The sequence below is a fragment of the Mahella australiensis 50-1 BON genome (assembly GCF_000213255.1).
Lineage (GTDB): Bacteria > Bacillota > Clostridia > Mahellales > Mahellaceae > Mahella > Mahella australiensis.
Map to the genome: position 1 here is coordinate 2,260,442 of NC_015520.1, position 19,244 is coordinate 2,279,685.

General features: G+C 43.2%; 27 protein-coding genes and 1 tRNA gene. 1 reads left to right on the top strand and 27 read right to left on the bottom strand.

Annotated features, from left to right (window positions below):
• Positions 1-125: 125 nt before the first annotated feature.
• The 9 genes from yfmH to MAHAU_RS15115 all read right to left on the bottom strand — a co-directional run bounded on the left by yfmH (position 126) and on the right by MAHAU_RS15115 (position 7,462).
• Positions 126-1,412 (bottom strand): EF-P 5-aminopentanol modification-associated protein YfmH, encoded by a 1,287-nt coding sequence (yfmH, locus tag MAHAU_RS10525; RefSeq protein WP_013781713.1) that lies wholly within the window; start codon positions 1,410-1,412, stop codon positions 126-128.
• Positions 1,409-2,701, bottom strand: coding sequence for an EF-P 5-aminopentanol modification-associated protein YfmF (yfmF, locus tag MAHAU_RS10530; RefSeq protein WP_013781714.1), 1,293 nt, complete (start codon positions 2,699-2,701; stop codon positions 1,409-1,411). Before yfmF ends, yfmH begins: the two co-directional genes overlap by 4 nt.
• Before the next feature lie 51 nt (positions 2,702-2,752).
• Positions 2,753-3,277, bottom strand: coding sequence for a YhcN/YlaJ family sporulation lipoprotein (locus tag MAHAU_RS10535; RefSeq protein ID WP_013781715.1), 525 nt, complete (start codon positions 3,275-3,277; stop codon positions 2,753-2,755).
• 65 nt (positions 3,278-3,342) lie between these two features.
• Entirely contained in the window at positions 3,343-3,540 is a 198-nt protein-coding gene (locus tag MAHAU_RS10540; protein ID WP_013781716.1) for a hypothetical protein, read from the bottom strand.
• A gap of 61 nt (positions 3,541-3,601) precedes the next feature.
• Positions 3,602-4,165, bottom strand: a complete 564-nt coding sequence (locus MAHAU_RS10545) for a flavin reductase family protein (RefSeq protein WP_013781717.1) — start codon at positions 4,163-4,165, stop codon at positions 3,602-3,604.
• A gap of 93 nt (positions 4,166-4,258) precedes the next feature.
• Positions 4,259-4,335 (bottom strand) — tRNA-Val (locus tag MAHAU_RS10550).
• A 58-nt stretch (positions 4,336-4,393) separates the two neighbouring features.
• Positions 4,394-4,921, bottom strand: coding sequence for a nitroreductase family protein (locus tag MAHAU_RS10555; protein ID WP_013781718.1), 528 nt, complete (start codon positions 4,919-4,921; stop codon positions 4,394-4,396).
• A gap of 12 nt (positions 4,922-4,933) precedes the next feature.
• Positions 4,934-5,569 (bottom strand): bifunctional 4-hydroxy-2-oxoglutarate aldolase/2-dehydro-3-deoxy-phosphogluconate aldolase, encoded by a 636-nt coding sequence (locus MAHAU_RS10560; protein WP_013781719.1) that lies wholly within the window; start codon positions 5,567-5,569, stop codon positions 4,934-4,936.
• A gap of 141 nt (positions 5,570-5,710) precedes the next feature.
• Positions 5,711-7,462 (bottom strand): N-acetylmuramoyl-L-alanine amidase family protein, encoded by a 1,752-nt coding sequence (locus MAHAU_RS15115; RefSeq protein ID WP_013781720.1) that lies wholly within the window; start codon positions 7,460-7,462, stop codon positions 5,711-5,713.
• Positions 7,463-7,871: 409 nt separating this feature from the next.
• On the opposite strand from MAHAU_RS15115, the gene MAHAU_RS10570 reads away from it, so the two are divergent.
• Entirely contained in the window at positions 7,872-8,570 is a 699-nt protein-coding gene (locus tag MAHAU_RS10570) for a cell wall hydrolase (RefSeq protein ID WP_216086237.1), read from the top strand.
• On the opposite strand, the gene truA is transcribed toward MAHAU_RS10570, so the two are convergent.
• From truA to rpsE, 18 genes are read right to left on the bottom strand one after another with little or no spacing between them, the layout of a single operon-like run.
• Positions 8,567-9,304, bottom strand: a complete 738-nt coding sequence (gene truA, locus MAHAU_RS10575) for a tRNA pseudouridine(38-40) synthase TruA (protein WP_013781722.1) — start codon at positions 9,302-9,304, stop codon at positions 8,567-8,569. The two genes, MAHAU_RS10570 and truA, sit on opposite strands and share 4 nt — an antisense overlap.
• 4 nt (positions 9,305-9,308) lie before the next feature.
• Positions 9,309-10,097: an energy-coupling factor transporter transmembrane component T family protein gene (locus MAHAU_RS10580; RefSeq protein ID WP_013781723.1), complete on the bottom strand. Its 789-nt coding sequence runs from the start codon at positions 10,095-10,097 to the stop codon at positions 9,309-9,311.
• A complete protein-coding gene (locus MAHAU_RS10585; RefSeq protein ID WP_013781724.1) occupies positions 10,087-10,953 on the bottom strand; it encodes an energy-coupling factor transporter ATPase in 867 nt (288 codons plus the stop codon). The genes MAHAU_RS10580 and MAHAU_RS10585 overlap by 11 nt, the downstream gene beginning before the upstream one ends.
• Complete coding sequence (locus tag MAHAU_RS10590; RefSeq protein WP_013781725.1) at positions 10,941-11,780, bottom strand: energy-coupling factor transporter ATPase; 840 nt, start codon at positions 11,778-11,780, stop codon at positions 10,941-10,943. Before MAHAU_RS10590 ends, MAHAU_RS10585 begins: the two co-directional genes overlap by 13 nt.
• Before the next feature lie 2 nt (positions 11,781-11,782).
• On the bottom strand, positions 11,783-12,277 hold the full coding sequence (locus tag MAHAU_RS10595) for a bL17 family ribosomal protein (RefSeq protein WP_013781726.1): 495 nt from the start codon (positions 12,275-12,277) through the stop codon (positions 11,783-11,785).
• Positions 12,264-13,229 carry a DNA-directed RNA polymerase subunit alpha gene (locus MAHAU_RS10600; RefSeq protein WP_013781727.1) on the bottom strand — a complete coding sequence of 322 codons (966 nt, stop codon included), beginning with the start codon at positions 13,227-13,229 and terminating at the stop codon, positions 12,264-12,266. The genes MAHAU_RS10595 and MAHAU_RS10600 overlap by 14 nt, the downstream gene beginning before the upstream one ends.
• Before the next feature lie 59 nt (positions 13,230-13,288).
• On the bottom strand, positions 13,289-13,909 hold the full coding sequence (rpsD, locus tag MAHAU_RS10605) for a 30S ribosomal protein S4 (RefSeq protein ID WP_013781728.1): 621 nt from the start codon (positions 13,907-13,909) through the stop codon (positions 13,289-13,291).
• A gap of 22 nt (positions 13,910-13,931) precedes the next feature.
• Positions 13,932-14,336 (bottom strand): 30S ribosomal protein S11, encoded by a 405-nt coding sequence (gene rpsK / locus MAHAU_RS10610; protein ID WP_013781729.1) that lies wholly within the window; start codon positions 14,334-14,336, stop codon positions 13,932-13,934.
• A gap of 21 nt (positions 14,337-14,357) precedes the next feature.
• Entirely contained in the window at positions 14,358-14,732 is a 375-nt protein-coding gene (rpsM, locus tag MAHAU_RS10615) for a 30S ribosomal protein S13 (protein WP_013781730.1), read from the bottom strand.
• 13 nt (positions 14,733-14,745) lie between these two features.
• Positions 14,746-14,859, bottom strand: a complete 114-nt coding sequence (gene rpmJ / locus MAHAU_RS10620) for a 50S ribosomal protein L36 (protein WP_013781731.1) — start codon at positions 14,857-14,859, stop codon at positions 14,746-14,748.
• Positions 14,860-14,876: 17 nt separating this feature from the next.
• Positions 14,877-15,095: a translation initiation factor IF-1 gene (gene infA / locus MAHAU_RS10625; protein WP_013781732.1), complete on the bottom strand. Its 219-nt coding sequence runs from the start codon at positions 15,093-15,095 to the stop codon at positions 14,877-14,879.
• A gap of 4 nt (positions 15,096-15,099) precedes the next feature.
• On the bottom strand, positions 15,100-15,384 hold the full coding sequence (locus MAHAU_RS10630; RefSeq protein WP_013781733.1) for a KOW domain-containing RNA-binding protein: 285 nt from the start codon (positions 15,382-15,384) through the stop codon (positions 15,100-15,102).
• A gap of 4 nt (positions 15,385-15,388) precedes the next feature.
• Positions 15,389-16,156 (bottom strand): type I methionyl aminopeptidase, encoded by a 768-nt coding sequence (gene map, locus MAHAU_RS10635; RefSeq protein WP_013781734.1) that lies wholly within the window; start codon positions 16,154-16,156, stop codon positions 15,389-15,391.
• Entirely contained in the window at positions 16,153-16,788 is a 636-nt protein-coding gene (locus tag MAHAU_RS10640) for an adenylate kinase (protein WP_013781735.1), read from the bottom strand. The genes map and MAHAU_RS10640 overlap by 4 nt, the downstream gene beginning before the upstream one ends.
• A 19-nt stretch (positions 16,789-16,807) precedes the next feature.
• The gene (gene secY, locus MAHAU_RS10645) at positions 16,808-18,064 is read right to left on the bottom strand and encodes a preprotein translocase subunit SecY (protein WP_013781736.1); all 1,257 of its coding nucleotides are present in this window, start codon (positions 18,062-18,064) and stop codon (positions 16,808-16,810) included.
• A gap of 1 nt (position 18,065) precedes the next feature.
• The gene (rplO, locus tag MAHAU_RS10650) at positions 18,066-18,506 is read right to left on the bottom strand and encodes a 50S ribosomal protein L15 (RefSeq protein WP_013781737.1); all 441 of its coding nucleotides are present in this window, start codon (positions 18,504-18,506) and stop codon (positions 18,066-18,068) included.
• Positions 18,507-18,526: 20 nt separating this feature from the next.
• A complete protein-coding gene (gene rpmD, locus MAHAU_RS10655) occupies positions 18,527-18,712 on the bottom strand; it encodes a 50S ribosomal protein L30 (protein WP_013781738.1) in 186 nt (61 codons plus the stop codon).
• A gap of 13 nt (positions 18,713-18,725) precedes the next feature.
• Positions 18,726-19,229, bottom strand: coding sequence for a 30S ribosomal protein S5 (rpsE, locus tag MAHAU_RS10660; RefSeq protein WP_013781739.1), 504 nt, complete (start codon positions 19,227-19,229; stop codon positions 18,726-18,728).
• Positions 19,230-19,244 lie beyond the last annotated feature (15 nt).

The following is a 19,244-nucleotide window of genomic DNA, read 5'->3' on the forward strand; positions in this document are numbered from 1 at the left end:
AAGGACATGATGGTTATGTGCCGATTTTTGTCATCTAATATAAGTTAATGACGTGGTCTATCGGCAATGCACCTCTTCGACCACGTCATACAAACATCGATATAACTTCCTGTTATCTCCGATTCTTATTTTTTGGGTTCTATTATAGAAATAGCGCAATACTTCTCATCGAAATGTTGGCGAAGCCTCTCCTCAACATCTGAAATCTTTACATCATCCAACACTTTAGGATAATCGAGTAAATTTATGTCTTTAAAGGTCGCTGCAATATATGCCGATGCTATACCATCTATACGGTTTAGGCTCATTAGAAAATCTCCCAGCATTTTTCTTTTAACCCTGTCGAGATCATTTACATTCAAACCGCTCTGTTTATAATTATTTATAGCTTCCATTATCCTATCCTGCACCTTGAGCGGCCGCTGCGATTCGCCCCCCATCAGGCTAAAGCCGTAATGTATTTCTCCTGTATAATCCTTTTCAAAGGTAGCGTTGATAAGACCATCTTTATACAAACTCTGGTATGTATCAGAACTTTTACCTATGAGCATATTAAGCAGTACACCAGTAACTATATCCTTTTTCATCAATTTATTGCCTGACATGCCAGTATCCGAATCCTTAAAGCCGATATAAAACATCGGGATCGCCACCGCTAATTGCTGTTTAACTAACGGTTGCGCTACGTCCATAGGTTCGTCAGGATATATACGTTTGATATCTCCGCGTCTGGACATATTCTTGTCTTTAAAGCTTCGCTTTACTGTTTTTATCACTTGCTCTTTGTCTATATCGCCTATTATAAAAATAGCCATATTATCGGGATGATAAAACGTCTCATAGCATAGATAAAGCTGTTCTTTAGTAATACCTGTTATGGATTCCACCGTACCGGCTATATCGTTTTTTACAGGGTGATTTTTATACAACGCACCCAACAGGTTAAAGTAAACGCGCCATGCCGGATTATCCTCGTACATACGTATCTCCTGAGCAATTATGCCTTTTTCCTTCTCAACATTTTCATCGGTAAAGTAGGGCCTGTTGACAAAGCCAAGCAATAATTCAAGGCAATCATAAAATTTGTCGGTAGATGAAAATAGATAAGCCGTCATATTGAAATTTGTGAAGGCGTTAGCCTGCGCTCCCAAAGCAGAAAACCTTTCGAATATGCTACCACCTTGTTCCTCAAACAGCTTATGCTCCAGAAAATGAGCTATACCACAAGGAACTTCTATAGGTTCTCTATGCTTTCCGCTCAAAAACTTTATGTCATTAGAACCGTAATTAGTGGCATAAATAGCAAATTGCTTGGTATAACCCGGCTTAGGCATTATAAAAACGGTAAGACCGTTATCTAGCTTATATTTATATATTCTTTCTTCTATAGCACTATTTTCTATGACGGTCATATTCTCTCAGCCCCTTTCATAGCTTTGTTTGCCAGGAAATAAATAGTATCCAGATTTATCCGTTGTGCTATCTTTACTACTTGATTCATCTCTGCGGCGTTTATGCTTTCTATGAGCTGATCTATAGTAGAATGCTTTTTTAATATCGCGTTGCTCAGATAATAATCCGTCAATTGCTGAGGGCTATCCATTATCGAGCGTAGAGAAGTGGTCAGTGCTTTTTTAGAAAAATCCAATTCCTGCGATGATATGATGCCTCTTTTCATTTCATCCAATTGCTCAAGCATGATATCCAGAGCTTTTTTATAATTTTCTATCTCTATGCCCGAGCTTATTATCATCAAACCTTTATATTTTTCTAATCTCGCATAAGCATAATAAGCCAAGCTGGCTTTTTCTCTGACATTAAGGAATAGCTTGGAATGGGGGCCCCCGCCCAATATGCTAGCATAGAGCATTAGAATAGGATAATCAGTATCGTCCGGAGCGGTATTGGTTCTTAAGCCAAGCGATAGTTTGCCCTGCAAAACATCCATACGTTCTACGACCTCTTTGGGTTCTGTTATCGCTTTTTTAATAATCTCTTTGGGTATCCTCTTCACAGTCCCTCTTGGCCAGTTAAAGATAGCCTCAGCCTTATCGCGTATGGCATCAGGTTCTACATCGCCTAATATAAATATATCGACTGGACTGCTGGCTACCACATCTTTATAATATTCATAAAGATTATGGGCATTTATACCAGGCAGGGCATCTGTACTACCGTATACATATGTGGCAAATGGTTCGCCTTTACACATTTCTTGTATACAACGCTCGACTGCGTATTGAGCCTTATCGTTTATTAACCCCTCTATGAGGTCCTTGAGGTTCTGTTTTTCTTGCTCCACGTAATCCTGATTAAAACCTTCGTCTATAGTCAATGGTTTCGATATTATATCATTTAAGAAGGATAATCCCTTATCTATCAAAGCATCATCCCCTGTATATTTGGGATGCACGATATCCAATCTGAAACCTATAATTTGCCGCTCGCCTTTTTTTAATACATCGGCATCGAAATCTGCACCATATATGTCCTCTAAGAAGCGCTCTATCTGTATCGTATCTCTAAAGCCCTGACAACCGCGTTTCATGACACGAGGCAATAGAGCATTTAACGTTGCTGTATCTTTATTTAACGCTCTATGAAAGAAAATATTAAAGTGAATGGTCTTAAACTTTTTAGTACTTATAACGTGCAAATCGATGCCGTTATCCAATTTATAATCATATGTAGATATATCCATATATATGCTCCTTTAGTTGTTATATAGGGGAATAAGCCTGGCGGCCCAGGCTTATTGCGTATTCACTTTAGGGGTTATGCGATTTATCATCTCATTTATCTCTTTCGCAAAACCGCTAAGAGGTTTACCCTTGGCTATATCGCTCATCATGATCCTTATCCTATCGAAGAGATCCGGATCAGCCGTTACGACGACGTTATCGATGGCTTTATCAGCGGCTTTAACAGTCGTCTCGATATTTTTCTTTACTTGATCAGAAAGCTTGCCTTCCGTAGTCCCCTCAATAGTAACCCCTACAAGCGCGGTATTACCGGTTATAACTACTGCTGCCTTTTCTACCTCAGGCATAGCCGCTACCTGATCCGCTATACGCTGCGAGCGCGCTATCATATCGTTCGCATTAGTATTGGGCGTGGTAGGCGGCGTTATAGTTTTAGGCGGAGTGGCCGTCCTCGGAGCCGGCGGTTGAGGAGTGGGAGCCGGCCTCCGCGTGGGTGTACAACCAACTACAGCGAAAGCCAGTATCAGCAAACAAATCAATAAAGCAATTGAACCATACCTTATATCTTTTTTCAAAATTATCGCCTCCTTCAATGATAGTGTTTGACAAGAAGGCGCTTTTTATTAAATGCAACTTATCCTTACTTTATTAAATCATAGCATGATTGTAAATCATTGTCATCAGCGTTGTTTATAGCATTTTTTAGCTGCATGACAGTACTGTTATCCACATCGCCTGTTTGGCCAAGTATCCTGCTGCATACCGCCCGGCTGGCATAAGATTGTTTATTATCGCTTACAAAAGATATTATCTCGCGGGCCATTTTATCCTTTTCCACAAGCATTCCTCCGTTATTATAAATTCTCTATAATAGTATCTATAATATGAACTGACTTAATTCATATTGATTTTCTAACAGAGAATCCTTGTTTACCCAATATATCGCCCAGGCTAAAATACGTCGTGCCAACATAGGCAATTAAATCCAATTTATTGAAATCGATTTTATGATTGGATACTATATCTTCTCGCACATCGACAGCTACCACCTCAGCTACGAACATATCATGCGAACCCAGGCTGAGCATATGCTTAACCCGGCATTCTATATTCACAGGACTGGCTTTTATAATAGGGACATTTACTTTGGATGCTTCGGCTTTCTCTACACCCAAATGCTCAAACTTGTCTTCATGGCGGCCGCTGCGAGAACCACAGTAATCCATTATCTCCAGCAATTCTCTAGTGGGTAGGTTTATAACAAATTCACCTGTTTCTTTGACCATATGGCTGGAAAATCGGCCCGGACGAATGGATATAGATATCATTGGCGGCTCTGAACACACCGTGCCTACCCACGCCAATGTTATTATATTATCCTTTCCTGCCTTATCTCTACATGATACCATAACAGCCGGTAATGGATATAATACTGTATCCGGTTCTAATACTACTTTGTCCATTTTTCTACCTCCTATGCGATTTGAAACCATTATATGCCAAATCGGAGATTTTGTCAAATAAAATAAAGGAGATGAAATCGATCATCTCCTTAGTGGTGGGGTTAACAGGACTCGAACCTGTGACCTCCACGATGTGAGCGTGGCGCTCTAACCGCCTGAGCCATAACCCCTTACAGTGACTATTATAATATATAATCGCCAACAGTGCAAGTGATTTTTTGCCGTCTCTCACCACATATCCCAATGCAGCGCTTCATCCAATGGCTTGCGTTTGCGTTTTGGTGTCATATGTCCCGGATCCGGATAACCCACTGCTATTATTATCATGGGGCGATAATCAGCAGGTATATCGAATAATCGCCTCAATAATGCATCATTTATATCACCTATCCAGCATGTGCCTAAGCCATAATTCAAAGCCGCCAGCAATATATTTTCAGCGGCTGCAGCAACATCCTGAGATGAATGAAGATTTGGGCTGGGCAATGCCGGTATTTGTTGCAATGGATCAAAATGTGAACATACTATAATAGCTGCTGATGCTGTAGGCAAAAATTTAGCATATGTAGAGTTAAGTGCTATCTCATTCATCTTCTCTTTATCTTTTGTTACAATAAAAGCCCATGGTTGTCTATTATGTGCGGATGGCGCTTGGCAACCGGCTTTTACCAACTCTTTTATGATATCGTCACCGACATCTTTATCCAGATAATGCCTTATGCTTTGCCTATTCATTATAGCATCTATAATATCCATAGTTATCACCTCTCATACACTCACTGATTCAACAAATGTGCGCGCCAATTCAGTTACACTGTCATATTTATCTTGATAGATCATTTGTTTATTGATAAGCTCTCCGCCTATGCCCAATCCAACAGTACCGGCCTGGATAAAGCTATACGCGTTATCTATATTTATACCGCCTACAGCTACAAACGACGCATCATTGAATGGCCCGAGCAATTGCTTTACATAGTCAGGGCCCAGCGTTGCTGCCGGGAAAAGTTTTATTAGGTCGGCATCGGCTTGCATTGCAGTCGCTATCTCCGTTGGGGTCATAGCCCCTGGCAGCACCGCCTTGTCCATCGCCTTGGTTAAATCTATAATTTTTTTATCGGTGTGCGGACATACTATAAACTGTGCACCTGCCGATATAGCATCATAAGCCGCCTGTGGTGTCATGACAGTGCCTGCTCCTATCGTTATATCAGAGCCCCAGCGCTGTACCATATTCTTTATCATGTCAACGGCACTGGGCGTATTCATGGTAATTTCCATGATAGATATACCGCCCTTTAGAAGGGCTTCTATGGTTGGTTCTATATGGGCATTATCAATGCCGCGTATAATGGCTATAATGCGTTCATTCTTTATGTTACCGACTACTTCTTCAGCATTCATTATTACTGCTCCTGTTAATATATTTTGACTGCCTTATCTATCTCAAATTATATTATAGCAAAAAACCGTACTAACGAAAACTATAAAAAATTAAGCCGCAGACATCACCCAACAGGCACTATCTGCAGCTCATATGTTTAACTAATCATTAAAGTACTTTACTATAGCGTTATATATGCCTACGGCCGAATTATGCTGTACGGTTGGGTTCATCAATAAAGCCCTATCATCGGTATTATTCAAAAAGCCCAGCTCTATAAGAGCAGATACTACGTTAGCTTCCCTCAATACAGCAAAGTTTTCCGGCGAAGGGTATTTTAGGTTTCTAGATAAGCCATTGGCTTTAGGCACTTCTTCAAGCAACGTTTCAGCTAATCTATACCGCTCTGCAGTGTTATAACCGTTATAGTATGTCGAGGTATTGTGCGCCATATAATACACCTGAGCCCCTCTGGCATTTCCCGAACTGGTACCAGTGCTGTTGCCGTGTATAGAGACGAATATAATATTGTCCTGATATTTTTTCTCTATATCGAATATCTTGATCATGTCAGCTTTGCTAGGATAACCCGTTTTGCTAGTATTACCCTGGTTATTATTCAAAACCCACGTAAAACTGGCAATATATCCGTTAATATCGGATATATATTTCTCTTTGTCGGATACCTTCTTAAGCTTTGCGTTTACTTCATCTATAGCTTTATTCAACGCCGGTATACTTTTATCTTCTATGTCATCTATTTCGGCCCTTACAGCATCCCGATAAGCAGTCAACGTAGCCTCTACATCATTATCATTTTGCTCCGGCATATACTCATCATCCAATGCCGCTACGGCATCGTTATATCGCTTCTCAGCTTCGCTCAAAGCAGACGGGTTAACATTAACATCACTTTTAATGTCCTGCAAATTTTTCCACGCGCTTATGGCGACGTTAAGCTTGTATGCCTGATCATCGAGATATAGAAGCCTCTCTTGCAGAACCTTTTTCTGTTGTTCTAAAGACTGTTTTTGAGCAATTTCTTTATTCAAAGTCTTTTGTAGATCGGCCAGCTCCCGTTCTGCCACTTTTTTCTCCTGCTCCAGTATATATTTATTAACCATCGCGGTCCGGTCATACAGTTCTACTGTAACATCAGCAGTCCGCGTAGGTATAACGGTGGCTCCGGCTTGTCGCAGAAGCTCTACTGTTTTATTGGCTACAGCGAGATTTAGGTCTTTTTCCTTATAACCGGCATTTGTCGTACCAGGATCAGTACCACCATGACCTGCATCGATAAACACTACTTTACCGCTTAATATGCCAGGCTGTGGTTCCGGCGCAGGCACAGGTGTCGGCGTTGGCGCAGGCGTCGAGCTTGTACCGCTTACCACCAGGTATTGCTCACTGACATAGCCTGTTATGCTGCCATACTTTATCTGATACCAACTGCCGCTTTTGCTCAGCACTTCCACTTTGGTACCATTCTTCAGACTACCTACCACCTTGTACTGCGTGCCGGCCCCGCTGCGTACATTAAGCGTCGTATTAACCTTCACTGTGCCGGTCTGTGCACTGCTCCGCGATGGCACTGGTTGTGCGGTACTAATAGCTTTCGCCACTGAATTATGTAGGTATGCTGTGGTTCCATTATATTGTATCTTGAAAAAGCTGCCTATGGTATCTACATAAGTAAATCTTTGCCCCCTCGTAGCCTTTCCTATAATGCCGCTGTTCAACGAAGCTGCAGACCTTATATTTGCTCTCGAACCTGGCGATACCGTTACTTCGACAGTGCCATTAGCCGCTTTAGCCGATCCTATACCGAGCGTGGCCGCGGCTAGCATAGCGATAGCTATTATTGCCGCCCATAAAAACAACCTGCTTTTCAATATGATCTTATCCTCTGTCAATTTCTCACCCCCTTCGTATATATTAGACCATCATATTATCTATAACATATCTTAAGAGATTTGGCAATAAGGCTATAGTATCATAAGTTGGCAAAAAGTGAAACAAAAGCTAGTATATCTACTTTTTTCTCCATAATCCTCGCCTATGCTATGGAAAGCTGTATGCCAAAATATTTATTCTCTACATCATTGGATATTCTGAGTATTTATGGTATATGTACTATAATTGTAAAGAGGGTATAAAAAATATAGTTAAATGGGTTTTATCGTACGATACGATGGATCAGGGGCTATTTTGAACATATAAGCGGCTTTGTATATTGGCTTGGATTTGTTACAATTGTATTACAAATATTAAATAAATATTTCAGTTCCTATAAATAATGGATTTATGGAAAGGGGTTTTGTATTGAGGTTTTCTAATAAGAGATTGATATCGGCTACGCTAGTCACGATGTTTCTGTTCTTCTTTATAGTTTCAGGAGGCTATACACACGCCGCTTCTACAATACTGAAGGTAGGTAGCAGCGGCAGTCAGGTATCCCAGTTGCAAACGGCATTGAAGCAGCAAGGTTATTTTTATGCCAATGTCACAGGGTACTACGGCTCCTTAACACGCGATGCCGTAATCCGCTTCCAAAAAGACCGCGGCCTTGCGGCAGATGGCATAGCCGGACCACAGACGCTTAATGCATTGTACGGGGCGTCCTCTACTGCCAACAGGGGTACTACTGGAAATTATCGAGAAGACATATACTGGCTGGCACGTATTATAGAGGCGGAGGCCGGAGCCGAACCATATCTAGGTAAGGTAGCGGTAGGCAATGTCATAATGAATCGCGTAAAATCCCCCAACTTTGCGAATTCGGTAAAAGCAGTAATATTCGAAGATTATCACGGTATACCACAGTTTAGCCCGGTGGCCGATGGAACTATATACAATACGCCATCAACAGCCAGCAATCAAGCAGCCCAAGAAGCTTATAACGGAGCAAGACCTGTGGGCAGCGCATTGTATTTCTTCAACCCAGCTAAGGCCGAGGGCGGATGGATAGTGAAGAACAGGCAGTATATAACCACCATAGGCAACCACAGTTTCTATAATTAATAATACACCTCCACCAAATATAACCCATGCGGGCCGGCAGTTTTGCCGGCCCTTTTTCTGTCGCGGGCTTCCAGTATAAGCTTTGCATCGCAAGCGGTAATCTTACCTATACCTACATCTATAAGTGTACCGACCATTATCCTCACCATATTATACAGAAAGCCGTCGCCTGATATCGATATGCTTATCATTTTGCCCTCGGTTTGTATGCTTATATCCCATATATTCCTTACCGTATCGCGCACCGTACTACCGCTGGCCTGAAACGAAGAAAAATCATGTGTACCCACAAAATATAGAGCCGCCCTTTTCATAGCATCTGCGTCCAACGGTCTTGCTACATGAAGGCTGAAGTTTCTTAATAGTGCCGAGCTGTAAGGAGCATTCCAGATGATATAGCGGTATAATTTACCTTTTGCATCAAAGCGGGCGTGAAATGACGGCAGCACGTCCTGCGCATCGATAACCCTTATATCCTCCGGCAAAACGGCGTTCAGAGCATAAAGCCAGCGATCTGTCGGTATATTGCTTTCAGTCTTAAAATTGGTCACTTGTCCTAATGCGTGTACGCCTCTATCAGTCCTTCCAGCCGCTATAACCGTACTATGTTGCCCTGTAAGGCTTTCTATCGCCTCTTCTACCACTTGCTGTATTGTCAAGGCGTTCTTTTGATACTGCCATCCGGCATATGCTGTGCCATCATACTGCAATGTCAGCTTTATATTTCGTTCCATATCCTTAGACAACACTTATTATAATGATGGCAGCTGTAAATATGACTGCGCCATAATCCAGTCTTGAAAATTTTAATATCTTAAACTTGGTACGCCCCTTACCACCTCTGTAGCACCTGGCTTCCATCGCAAGCGCTAATTCGTCGGCCCTGCGAAAAGCACTTATAAACAATGGCACCAGCAGCGGCACCATACTCTTTGCCTTGTCCAGTATATTGCCGGTATCGAAGTCAGCCCCCCGCGCCATTTGAGCTTTCATAATCCTGTCGGTTTCTTCTAACAACGTTGGAATAAAGCGCAAAGCAATGGTCATCATCATGGCCAATTCCCCTACTGGAAAATTGATGGTTTGAAGAGGGCTCATCAGCCGCTCTATACCATCGGTCAATTGAACCGGCGATGTGGTCAGCGTCAAAACAGAGGCGCCCACTATAAGGAATACCAGGCGCAACGCTATTAATACAGCTTGGTTAAGGCCGGCTTGAGTCACTGCAAGGGGGCCGATATTAAACAATACAGGTCCGCCTTTAGTAAAGAATATGTTTATAACCAATGTAAGCACAATTATAGGCCACAATGGTTTTATACCCTTTAAATAATAGCGCACTGATATGCCGGAAAGCATTATCACTGTACAAATATATATAGCAGGAAATATATAATGCCATATCTCATTCAATACAAATACCCATATTATAAAAGCCAACGTCAATATGAGCTTGCTCCTGGGGTCCAACCGGTGTATGACAGAATTGCCGGGAAAGTATTGACCGATAGTTATATCATTGAACAAGCGCTTTACCTCCCCAAACCTTTAATATCTCATCCACAGCCTGCTCCAAAGAAAATATGCTGATTTTTACATCTTTGCCGCGCTGCGCTAATAGCTGCATGAGTTCGGTTATCTGCGGTAATCCTAGCCCCATACTTTTTAGCATATCACCTTTAGAAAATACCTCATCGGGTTTACCCATAATAGCCAATCGACCTTTGTTCATAACCATTATGCGATCAGCCAGCCTGGCCACATCCTCCATGCTATGAGAGACCATTATTATGGTAATGCCGTTTTTTATTTGCAATTCCTTAAGCATGGTCAGCAATGCCTCTCTGCCCACAGGATCCAAACCTGCCGTAGGTTCATCTAGTATAAGTATCTCAGGGTTCATGGCCAGCACGCCCGCCAGTGCTACGCGTCTGCGCTGTCCGCCGCTCAATTCAAAAGGCGAACGCTCCTTTAGTTCGTCATAATCCAGCCCAACCAGTTCCATAGCATAGCGCACCATATCAGGCAAGCGCTGCTCTGGTATCCCCATATTTATCGGGCCAAAGGCTATATCTTTATAGATAGTTTCCTCGAACAACTGCTGTTCAGGATATTGAAATACTAAGCCAACTTTGTGTCTTATATCTTTGATTCTGGTGCTTTTATCGGATAAATCCACACCATCTATAATCACGCTGCCGGATGTAGGCTTAAGGAGACCGTTAAGATGCTGGATGAGAGTGGATTTGCCTGAACCAGTATGCCCTATGAGCCCTACAAATTCCCCTGCTGATATCTCAAAGCTTACATCCGAAAGCGCTATCGATTCAAACGGCGTTCCCTGCATGTATATATGCGTCAGATGTCTTACTACAATAGACATAAAGCCTCTGCCATCTCCTCTACCGTTAGGATATCGGGCGGAATATTCAGACCATGATCTCTCAAGTTTATAGCCAGTTCGGTCATGGCAGGAATATCTAATCCAGCTTGTTTTATGTCATTTATCCGAGTAAATATTTTTTTGGGCACATCATCCATGATAATGTGCCCATAGTCCATAACCAGTATCCTATCAGCCTGAACAGCTTCTTCCATAAAATGCGTAATAAGGATGACGGTAATACCTTCATCCTCATTAAGGTGTTTTATAGTAGCCATTACCTCCTGGCGTCCCGTCGGATCTAGCATGGCAGTGGGCTCATCCAATACTATGCATTTGGGATGCATGGCTATTATACCGGCTATGGCCACACGCTGTTTTTGTCCGCCCGAAAGCATATGAGGCGCAAAGTGCGCATATTCGGCCATGTCCACCAGCTCCAACGCATCATGCACTCGTCTGACTATTTCATCATGAGGCACTCCCAAGTTTTCAGGACCAAAGGCCACATCCTCTTCGACTATAGTAGCTATAAGCTGGTTATCCGGATTCTGGAATACCATCCCGGCTGTTTGCCTGATAGCCCACAGCATTTGATCGTCTTTTGTATTCATGCCATCTACTATGACATCCCCGCGGCTCGGTTTAAATAAAGCATTTATATGCCTGGCAAACGTTGATTTACCCGAACCATTGCGCCCTATGACAGCTACAAATTCCCCATGCCTTATACTAACATTTATATTATCCAACGCCTCGGCACTTTTATCTTCTTCTCCCGGATAAATGAAACTCACATCGTTGAATTCAACGATAGTATCTCTCATCGTTATACCAACTCTATTATAACCATATCAGAAGCATCGCCTCGGCGTTTACCAACTTTCAGTATCCTAACATATCCACCATTTCTGTCGGCATACCGTGGCGCTATCTCATTGAACAATTTTTCCACCACAGGATGGTTTATCTGCCTTAATCTCTCTTTGTATTCGGATTTTGTCTCGTCTGATTTTTTAGAATCTTTCACATCGTATATATATGACATAATCTGCCTTCTAGCATGCAAACGCGAAGGCGCGTCATTTTTCACATGTATGGTCACCGTTTGTTGTTTTTCATTATTGACCTGTTTATCCACTTCGATTACATTATTTGCTTCTTTTTTAGCCAGCGTTATAAGCTTCTCAGCTATTTTTCGTATCTCTTTGGCCCGGGCTTCAGTGGTTTGTATCTTGCCATACCACAAAAGCTGGGTCACGAGATTGCGCAATGTCGCTTTGCGCTCATCGCTGGGTTTGCTTAGTTTTCTATAAGCGCTCATTTCCAGCCTCCTCACTTTCTTTTAAAGTTAAACCCAATGCATTTAGCTTTTGTATAACCTCATCCAACGATTTTCTGCCAAGATTCCTGACTTTCATCATTTCGTCTTCGGTCTTTTCTGTTAATTCCTGTACAGTGTTTATACCTGCTCTTTTTAAGCAGTTATATGAACGTACCGAAAGGTCCAATTCTTCTATGGTCATGTCCAACGCATGCTCGCGCTTCTCTTCGATCTTTTCTTCTGGAACTTCGATATTCTCTATATATTCGCTCATATTCGTAAATAACACGAGATGCTCATCTAAAATCTTAGCTGCAAGGCTAATGGCTTCATCCGGCTCTATAGCACCGTTAGTCCATACCTCCAACGTTAATTTATCGTAGTCGGTTATCTGACCAATCCTAGTATTCTCTACTGTATAGTTTACCTTCCTTACAGGCGTAAATATGGAGTCCACAGGTATAACGCCTATAGGCTGATTGGGCTGTTTATTCTTATCAGCCAAAACATAGCCTCTGCCGTTCTGCACTGTTATCTCCATATATAATTTACCATCTTTATCCAGCGTAGCTATTGGCTGATCGGGGTCTACTATTTCTACATCCGCGTCAGCTTTTATATCGCCTGCCGTTATCTTTTTTTCTCCCTGTGCTTCTACAATAAGCACTTTGGGCTCGTCGCTGTGTAACCTGATAGCGAGATCTTTCAGATTGAGTATTATATCAGGCACATCCTCTATAACGCCCGGTATGCTGCTGAATTCATGCAATACGCCATCGATCTTAACCGAGGTAACTGCCGCTCCTGGTAAAGAGGAAAGCAGCACGCGCCTCAGCGAATTGCCTATGGTTATGCCGTAACCCCTTTCCAATGGTTCTATAACAAACTTGCCATAACAACCGTCATCGCTTATCTTCACATAATCTATCTTAGGTTTTTCTATTTCTATCATTAAATAGAACCCTCCTTAAAACGCTTCTAGCATTATATACCTAAACGAGGGCCGACACATTACTTTGAATACAACTCCACTATCAGATGCTCTTCGATCGGTATATCGATATCCTCTCGTGCGGGCATTGCCACTACATTGGCAGTATAATTCTCCATATCCACCTGAAGCCACGCAGGTATCGTTCTTGGGGTTTTATCTTGCAATGCTTTGAAAATCTCCAATTGCCGGCTGGACCCCTTTACCGCTATAATATCCCCCGGTTTAACGCTGTACGAAGGGATATTTACCTTACGGCCATTGACCGTTATATGCCCATGGCGCACCAATTGTCTGGCCTGCGCCCTAGAATCGGCAAAGCCAATCCTATATACGGTATTATCTAAGCGCCTCTCCAGCAACTGGAGCAGGTTTTCACCGGTAATACCCTTCATTCGCTCTGCCATTTCAAAATAACGTCTGAACTGATCCTCAAGAACACCGTATACGCGTTTGGCCTTTTGTTTTTCCCTTAATTGCAAGCCGTATTCGGATTGTTTGCGTCTGCTTTGGCTGTGCACACCAGGGGCTACAGGCCTTTTATCAAATGAGCATTTATTATAGCAGCGCTCGCCTTTAAGATAAAGTTTCATGCCCTCGGCCCGGCATTGCTTGCATACTGAATCTATATATCTAGCCATTAAGATCTATACACCTCCATTATTAGACCCTTCTTCTCTTTGGTGGACGGCACCCGTTGTGCGGTATAGGCGTTACATCCTTAATCATGCTTACTTCCAAGCCGGCAGCTTGCAGTGAACGAATGGCCGCCTCGCGTCCGGCACCTGGCCCTTTAACATATACCTCCACGCTCTTCATGCCCTGGTCTATAGCTACTTTAGCTGCAGACTCGGCCGCCATCTGAGCTGCAAACGGTGTGCTTTTGCGTGAGCCTTTAAATCCTACAGTCCCTGCACTAGACCAAGATATAGCGTTACCGCCATTATCTGTTATTGTTACTATAGTGTTATTAAACGTAGAATGTATATGAGCTATACCTTTGTCTACGCCCCTATGTTCCCTTTTTCTTCTGGTAGTTGTGGTTTTCTTGGTTTTTGTTTTAGGCATATCTTTTCCTCCTTATCGCCTTTAAGACTTCTTTTTCTTAGAACCGATAGCCCTCTTGGGGCCCTTACGTGTTCTGGCGTTTTGTTTTGTATTTTGGCCTCGCACTGGCAAGCCCTTCCTATGGCGTATGCCCCGATAACAATTGATATCTATCAATCGTTTTATATTCATATTTACTTCTCTGCGCAGATCACCTTCGACTTTATAATTCTTCTCGATGGCATCGCGTAAAGCGCTTATCTCGGCTTCGGTTAAATCCTTCACCCTGGTATCCGGGTTTACTCCGGTAGCCTTCAATATCTCATTCGCTCTAGCACGGCCTATACCGTATATATAAGTCAACCCGATCTCTACTCGCTTTTCTCTGGGTAAATCTACACCAGCTATTCTAGCCACTATTTACACCTCCTCATCCTTGTCTTTGTTTATGTTTCGGATTTTCACATATAACCATTACCTTGCCATGGCGTTTAATGACTTTACATTTCTCGCACATGGGCTTTACAGATGGTCTAACCTTCATAATTTAAACAACCCTCCTCATTTACCGCGCCATATTATACGACCTCTTGAGAGATCATAAGGCGATAATTCAACGGTCACTTTATCTCCTGGCAATATACGGATAAAATTCATCCTTAGCTTACCCGAAGCGTGTGCTAAAACTTTATGGCCATTTTCCAGTTGCACCTGAAACATGGCATTGGGTAATGCCTCTATTACCGTTCCTTCGACTGCTATCATATCATCCTTAGACAATATATCATACCTCCTCGCCCTTAGGCATATAACCCAAAGCCTCTAACGCTTTCCTAATATCAGAGTTGGAAAGACGCTTACTATTTGATATTTTTTCCTTTATTTCACCTATCAATTCGTTTTTTATCTCCAGGTGCTTAAGTTTTTTCTTTTTCGGATTTTCTACTTTGCGCAATACACCATCGGCAATAAACGCATAGTCGCTGCCTTCAATGCCTATCACTATAAAATACCTTCCTTTATCCCTGCCTGCTTTTGAACGAACTACCTGGCCTATATCTACATCCACTTTATCAGACCTCCGTCAAAATTATGGGGTTTTGATCCGTTATGGCTATCGTATTCTCATAATGGGCTGATAAGCTCCCATCCTGGGTCTTTACCGTCCACATATTAGGCATAACCTTAACCCTGTATGTCCCCATATTGACCATAGGCTCTATGGCCAGTGTCATACCTGCTTCCAGTCTGGGTCCTCTACCCGGCCGTCCAAAATTAGGCACCGGCGGGTCTTCATGCATTTCTTTGCCTATGCCATGTCCGAGGTATTCCCGTACCACCGAATACCCGTTGCTTTCAACGTATTGTTGTATAGCATTGGATATGTCGGTCAGCCTATGGCCGTGCATAGCAAATTTAAGCCCTTCGAAGAAAGATTGCCGTGTCACATCGATAAGGCGCATAGCATCATCCGATATCGCGCCTACAGCATAGGTACGCGCTGCATCGCCATGGTAACCGTTCAATATAGCTCCTATATCGATACTTATAATATCGCCATTTTGTAGCACTTTGTCATCGCTCGGTATGCCGTGCACCACCTCATCGTTTACCGATGCGCATATGCTTGCCGGAAACGGCTTTACCCCAGGCTGTGCTGAATATCCTTTAAAAGAGGGTATAGCGTTATGCGATATTATAAAGCTCTCTGCCATGCGATCCAGCTCTGCTGTGGTTATGCCTGGCTTTATGGCACTACGCAACAATTCATGGGTCTGCGCCACCAGACGACCGGCTTCTCGCATAAGCTCTATCTCATGATGGGATTTTAGTGTTATCATGAAACGTCGCTTCCCAAAGCCTTGCATATATCCGCAAACGTACCTTCTATAGGCTGATCGCTGTTTATATTTATCAATATGCCGCGTTTCTCATAATAATCGATAAGCGGTTGCGTCTGAGCTTCATAAACCTTTAAGCGATTGCCGAAAGTCTCGGGCTTATCATCTTCTCTTTGATAAAGCTTCCCGCCACATTTCTCGCATATGAGATCGCTTTTGTCTGGATCCTCTATCCTGTAACTTGCGCCGCATTTTTCGCATAACCAGCGATGCGTTATGCGATCCATCAGCTTATCGAATGGTATCTGTATGTTTATAACGCGATCTACTCTTGCAAATGTATCCAATGCCTCAGCCTGAGGCACCGTGCGCGGAAATCCATCGAGTAAAAAGCCCTTTGAGCAATCCGGTTTTTGTAAACGCTCCTTCACTATCCCTATAACTATATCATCCGGCACTAAGGCACCATTTTCAACATATTCCTTTGCTTTAAGCCCAAGTGAGGTTCCTTCACGCATGGCCTCGCGCAGCATATCGCCCGTAGATATATGCGGTATACCATATTTCTCAGCTAATCTGGCGGCATGAGTGCCTTTACCCGCTCCTGGAGGCCCTAATAATACTATATTCAATATTACCACCTCTATTGCATTACTTCAAGAAGCCTTTATAATGCCTCATCAGCATCTGCGCTTCTAATTGTTTCATGGTCTCAAGGGCCACGCCTATGACGATCAATACAGCCGAGCCTCCAAAATACAGCGGTATACCCGAACCTGATGTAAATACGGCAGGCAATACTGCAACAGCCGCCAGGAACAATGCGCCTGCCAGTGTGATACGGCTGGATATCCTAGCCAAATACTCTGCGGTGGGGCGCCCGGGCCGTATGCCTGGTATAAAGCCCCCGTACTGGCGCAGATTATCGCTTATTTCTATCGGGTTGAAGGTTATCTGCGCGTAAAAATACGTAAATAATATTATCAATACGGCATATAAAATCAGATACAATGCGCTGTTTGGTGCGAAATAACGCTCAAACCACTGGCCTATACCGCTGCTCGGCCAAAATTGGCTTATAGTTTGCGGCAGCATTAGTATGGATATAGCAAATATTATTGGTATAACGCCGCCGGCATTTACCTTCATAGGCAGGTGCGTGCTCTGACCACCGTACATGCGGCGCCCTACCACGCGCTTGGCATACTGCACAGGTATCCTGCGCTCGCCCTCATTTACGAATACAACAGCAGCTACCAAGGCCACCGCTCCTACTACCAAAAGCGGAACACTCCATATTGATATTGCTCCCGCCCTTATGGATTCGGTCATGGTTATAACGGTCATCGGCAATCTTGCTACTATGCCTGCAAATATTATCAGAGATATACCGTTGCCTATACCTTTCTCTGTAATCTGTTCGCCTAGCCACATAAGAAAAGCGGTGCCGGCTGTCAATGTCAGGGCAACAACAAAATACGAGAAAAAGCCTTTGTTTACCACTATATTTTTGAGTCCATATGTGATACCCAGCGCCTGCACGAAGGCCAAAACAACAGTAAGGTATCTGGTATATTGAGCTATCTTCTTGCGCCCCTCTTCGCCCTCTTTTGCAAGCTTTTCCAGGCTCGGTATAGCTACAGTCAATAGCTGCATAATTATGGATGAATTAATATAAGGTGTTATACTCATGGCAAATATGGTAAAATTGCCAAAGCTGCCGCCGGAGATTATATCGAAGAAGGCCAATAGCCCTCCTTGTTCTATCATTTGATTGAGGTATTCGTTGTTTATTCCTGGAATAGGTATAAACGATCCTATCCTGAATACCAGCAGCATCCCTAAAGTATAAAGGATCCTGCGCCTCAAATCTTCAAGCCGCCATGCATTTTTGAGCGTTTCCCACACCTTATATCACCTCTGCCTTTCCTCCGGCAGATTCTATCTTTTGCTGCGCTGTTTTGCTAAACTTATGGGCTTTTACCGTAAGGCTTTTGGTAAGCTGGCCGTCGCCCAATATCTTGACGCCATCTTTTATATTTTTGATTACTCCCTCTTGTTTTAATACCTCGGGAGTTATCTCCGCACCATTATCGAAACGCTCTAAAGCAGCCACATTAATCTCGGCATACTCCTTAGCGAAAATATTGGTAAAGCCTACCTTGGGTAAACGCCTTGTCAACGGCATCTGACCGCCTTCAAACCCGGGCCTTACGCGGCCACCGCTGCGCGCATTCTGGCCTTTATTGCCACGGCCGGATGTGGTGCCAAGCCCTGAACCGGTCCCTCTCCCTACGCGTTTAGGGGATTTCCTCGCCCCTTCCACGGCTTTTAGTTCATGGAGTTTCATAGTACTACACCTCCTTGTTCCTAATCCTGTATTTCCTGGACTTCTACCAGATGGTGGACCACATTGATCATGCCTCGAATATCTGGCCTATCTTCCTGCACTACGCTGCTGCCCACTTTGTGAAGCCCTAAAGATTTTACCGTCCTTATTTGATTTTCCAATGCACCTATAGTGCTTTTTCTCAGTGTGATCTTCAATTTAGCCAATAGCCTTACCCCCCTAACCGACGATATCCTGTTCGGTTTTTCCCCTCAATCTGGATACCGACTCCAAAGTTTTTAATTGCTTCAATCCTTCTATAGTAGCTCTTACCATATTTATGGGGTTATTTGAGCCAAGCGACTTGGTGCGTATATCCTTTACTCCGGCTGATTCCAATACCGCACGTACCGGCCCACCAGCTATAACGCCAGTACCGGCTTTAGCAGGCTTTATAAGCACCTCGCCGCTACCAAAATGTCCCAATACTTCGTGTGGTACTGTGGTATCTACCATAGGCACGTTTATGATATTTTTCTTAGCATCTTCTATGCCCTTCCTTATGGCCTCAGGTATTTCAGCAGCTTTACCCATGCCTGCTCCTACATGGCCGTTTTCATCACCTACTACGACCAGAGCACTGAATCGGAAATTTTTGCCGCCTTTTACAACCTTGGCAACACGGTTTATAAAAACCACTCTTTCCTTTAATTCACCTAAAGAATTAGGGTCGATCTTCTGCATCACTCACCCTCCTTA

Bases quoted from the DNA above. Each gene is read 5' to 3' on its own strand.
- rpsD (WP_013781728.1), bottom strand. From the start codon at position 13,909: ATGGCTAGATATATAGATTCAGTATGCAAGCAATGCCGGGCCGAGGGC.
- yfmF (WP_013781714.1), bottom strand. From the start codon at position 2,701: ATGGATATATCTACATATGATTATAAATTGGATAACGGCATCGATTTG.
- rpsK (WP_013781729.1), bottom strand. From the start codon at position 14,336: ATGCCTAAAACAAAAACCAAGAAAACCACAACTACCAGAAGAAAAAGG.
- truA (WP_013781722.1), bottom strand. From the start codon at position 9,304: ATGGAACGAAATATAAAGCTGACATTGCAGTATGATGGCACAGCATAT.
- MAHAU_RS10600 (WP_013781727.1), bottom strand. From the start codon at position 13,229: ATGATAGAAATAGAAAAACCTAAGATAGATTATGTGAAGATAAGCGAT.
- rpsE (WP_013781739.1), bottom strand. From the start codon at position 19,229: ATGCAGAAGATCGACCCTAATTCTTTAGGTGAATTAAAGGAAAGAGTG.
- map (WP_013781734.1), bottom strand. From the start codon at position 16,156: ATGATAACACTAAAATCCCATCATGAGATAGAGCTTATGCGAGAAGCC.
- rplO (WP_013781737.1), bottom strand. From the start codon at position 18,506: ATGAAACTCCATGAACTAAAAGCCGTGGAAGGGGCGAGGAAATCCCCT.
- MAHAU_RS10595 (WP_013781726.1), bottom strand. From the start codon at position 12,277: ATGAGCGCTTATAGAAAACTAAGCAAACCCAGCGATGAGCGCAAAGCG.
- MAHAU_RS10545 (WP_013781717.1), bottom strand. From the start codon at position 4,165: ATGGACAAAGTAGTATTAGAACCGGATACAGTATTATATCCATTACCG.
- MAHAU_RS10590 (WP_013781725.1), bottom strand. From the start codon at position 11,780: ATGAGAGATACTATCGTTGAATTCAACGATGTGAGTTTCATTTATCCG.
- rpmJ (WP_013781731.1), bottom strand. From the start codon at position 14,859: ATGAAGGTTAGACCATCTGTAAAGCCCATGTGCGAGAAATGTAAAGTC.
- MAHAU_RS10555 (WP_013781718.1), bottom strand. From the start codon at position 4,921: ATGGATATTATAGATGCTATAATGAATAGGCAAAGCATAAGGCATTAT.
- MAHAU_RS10585 (WP_013781724.1), bottom strand. From the start codon at position 10,953: ATGTCTATTGTAGTAAGACATCTGACGCATATATACATGCAGGGAACG.
- MAHAU_RS10560 (WP_013781719.1), bottom strand. From the start codon at position 5,569: ATGAATGCTGAAGAAGTAGTCGGTAACATAAAGAATGAACGCATTATA.
- yfmH (WP_013781713.1), bottom strand. From the start codon at position 1,412: ATGACCGTCATAGAAAATAGTGCTATAGAAGAAAGAATATATAAATAT.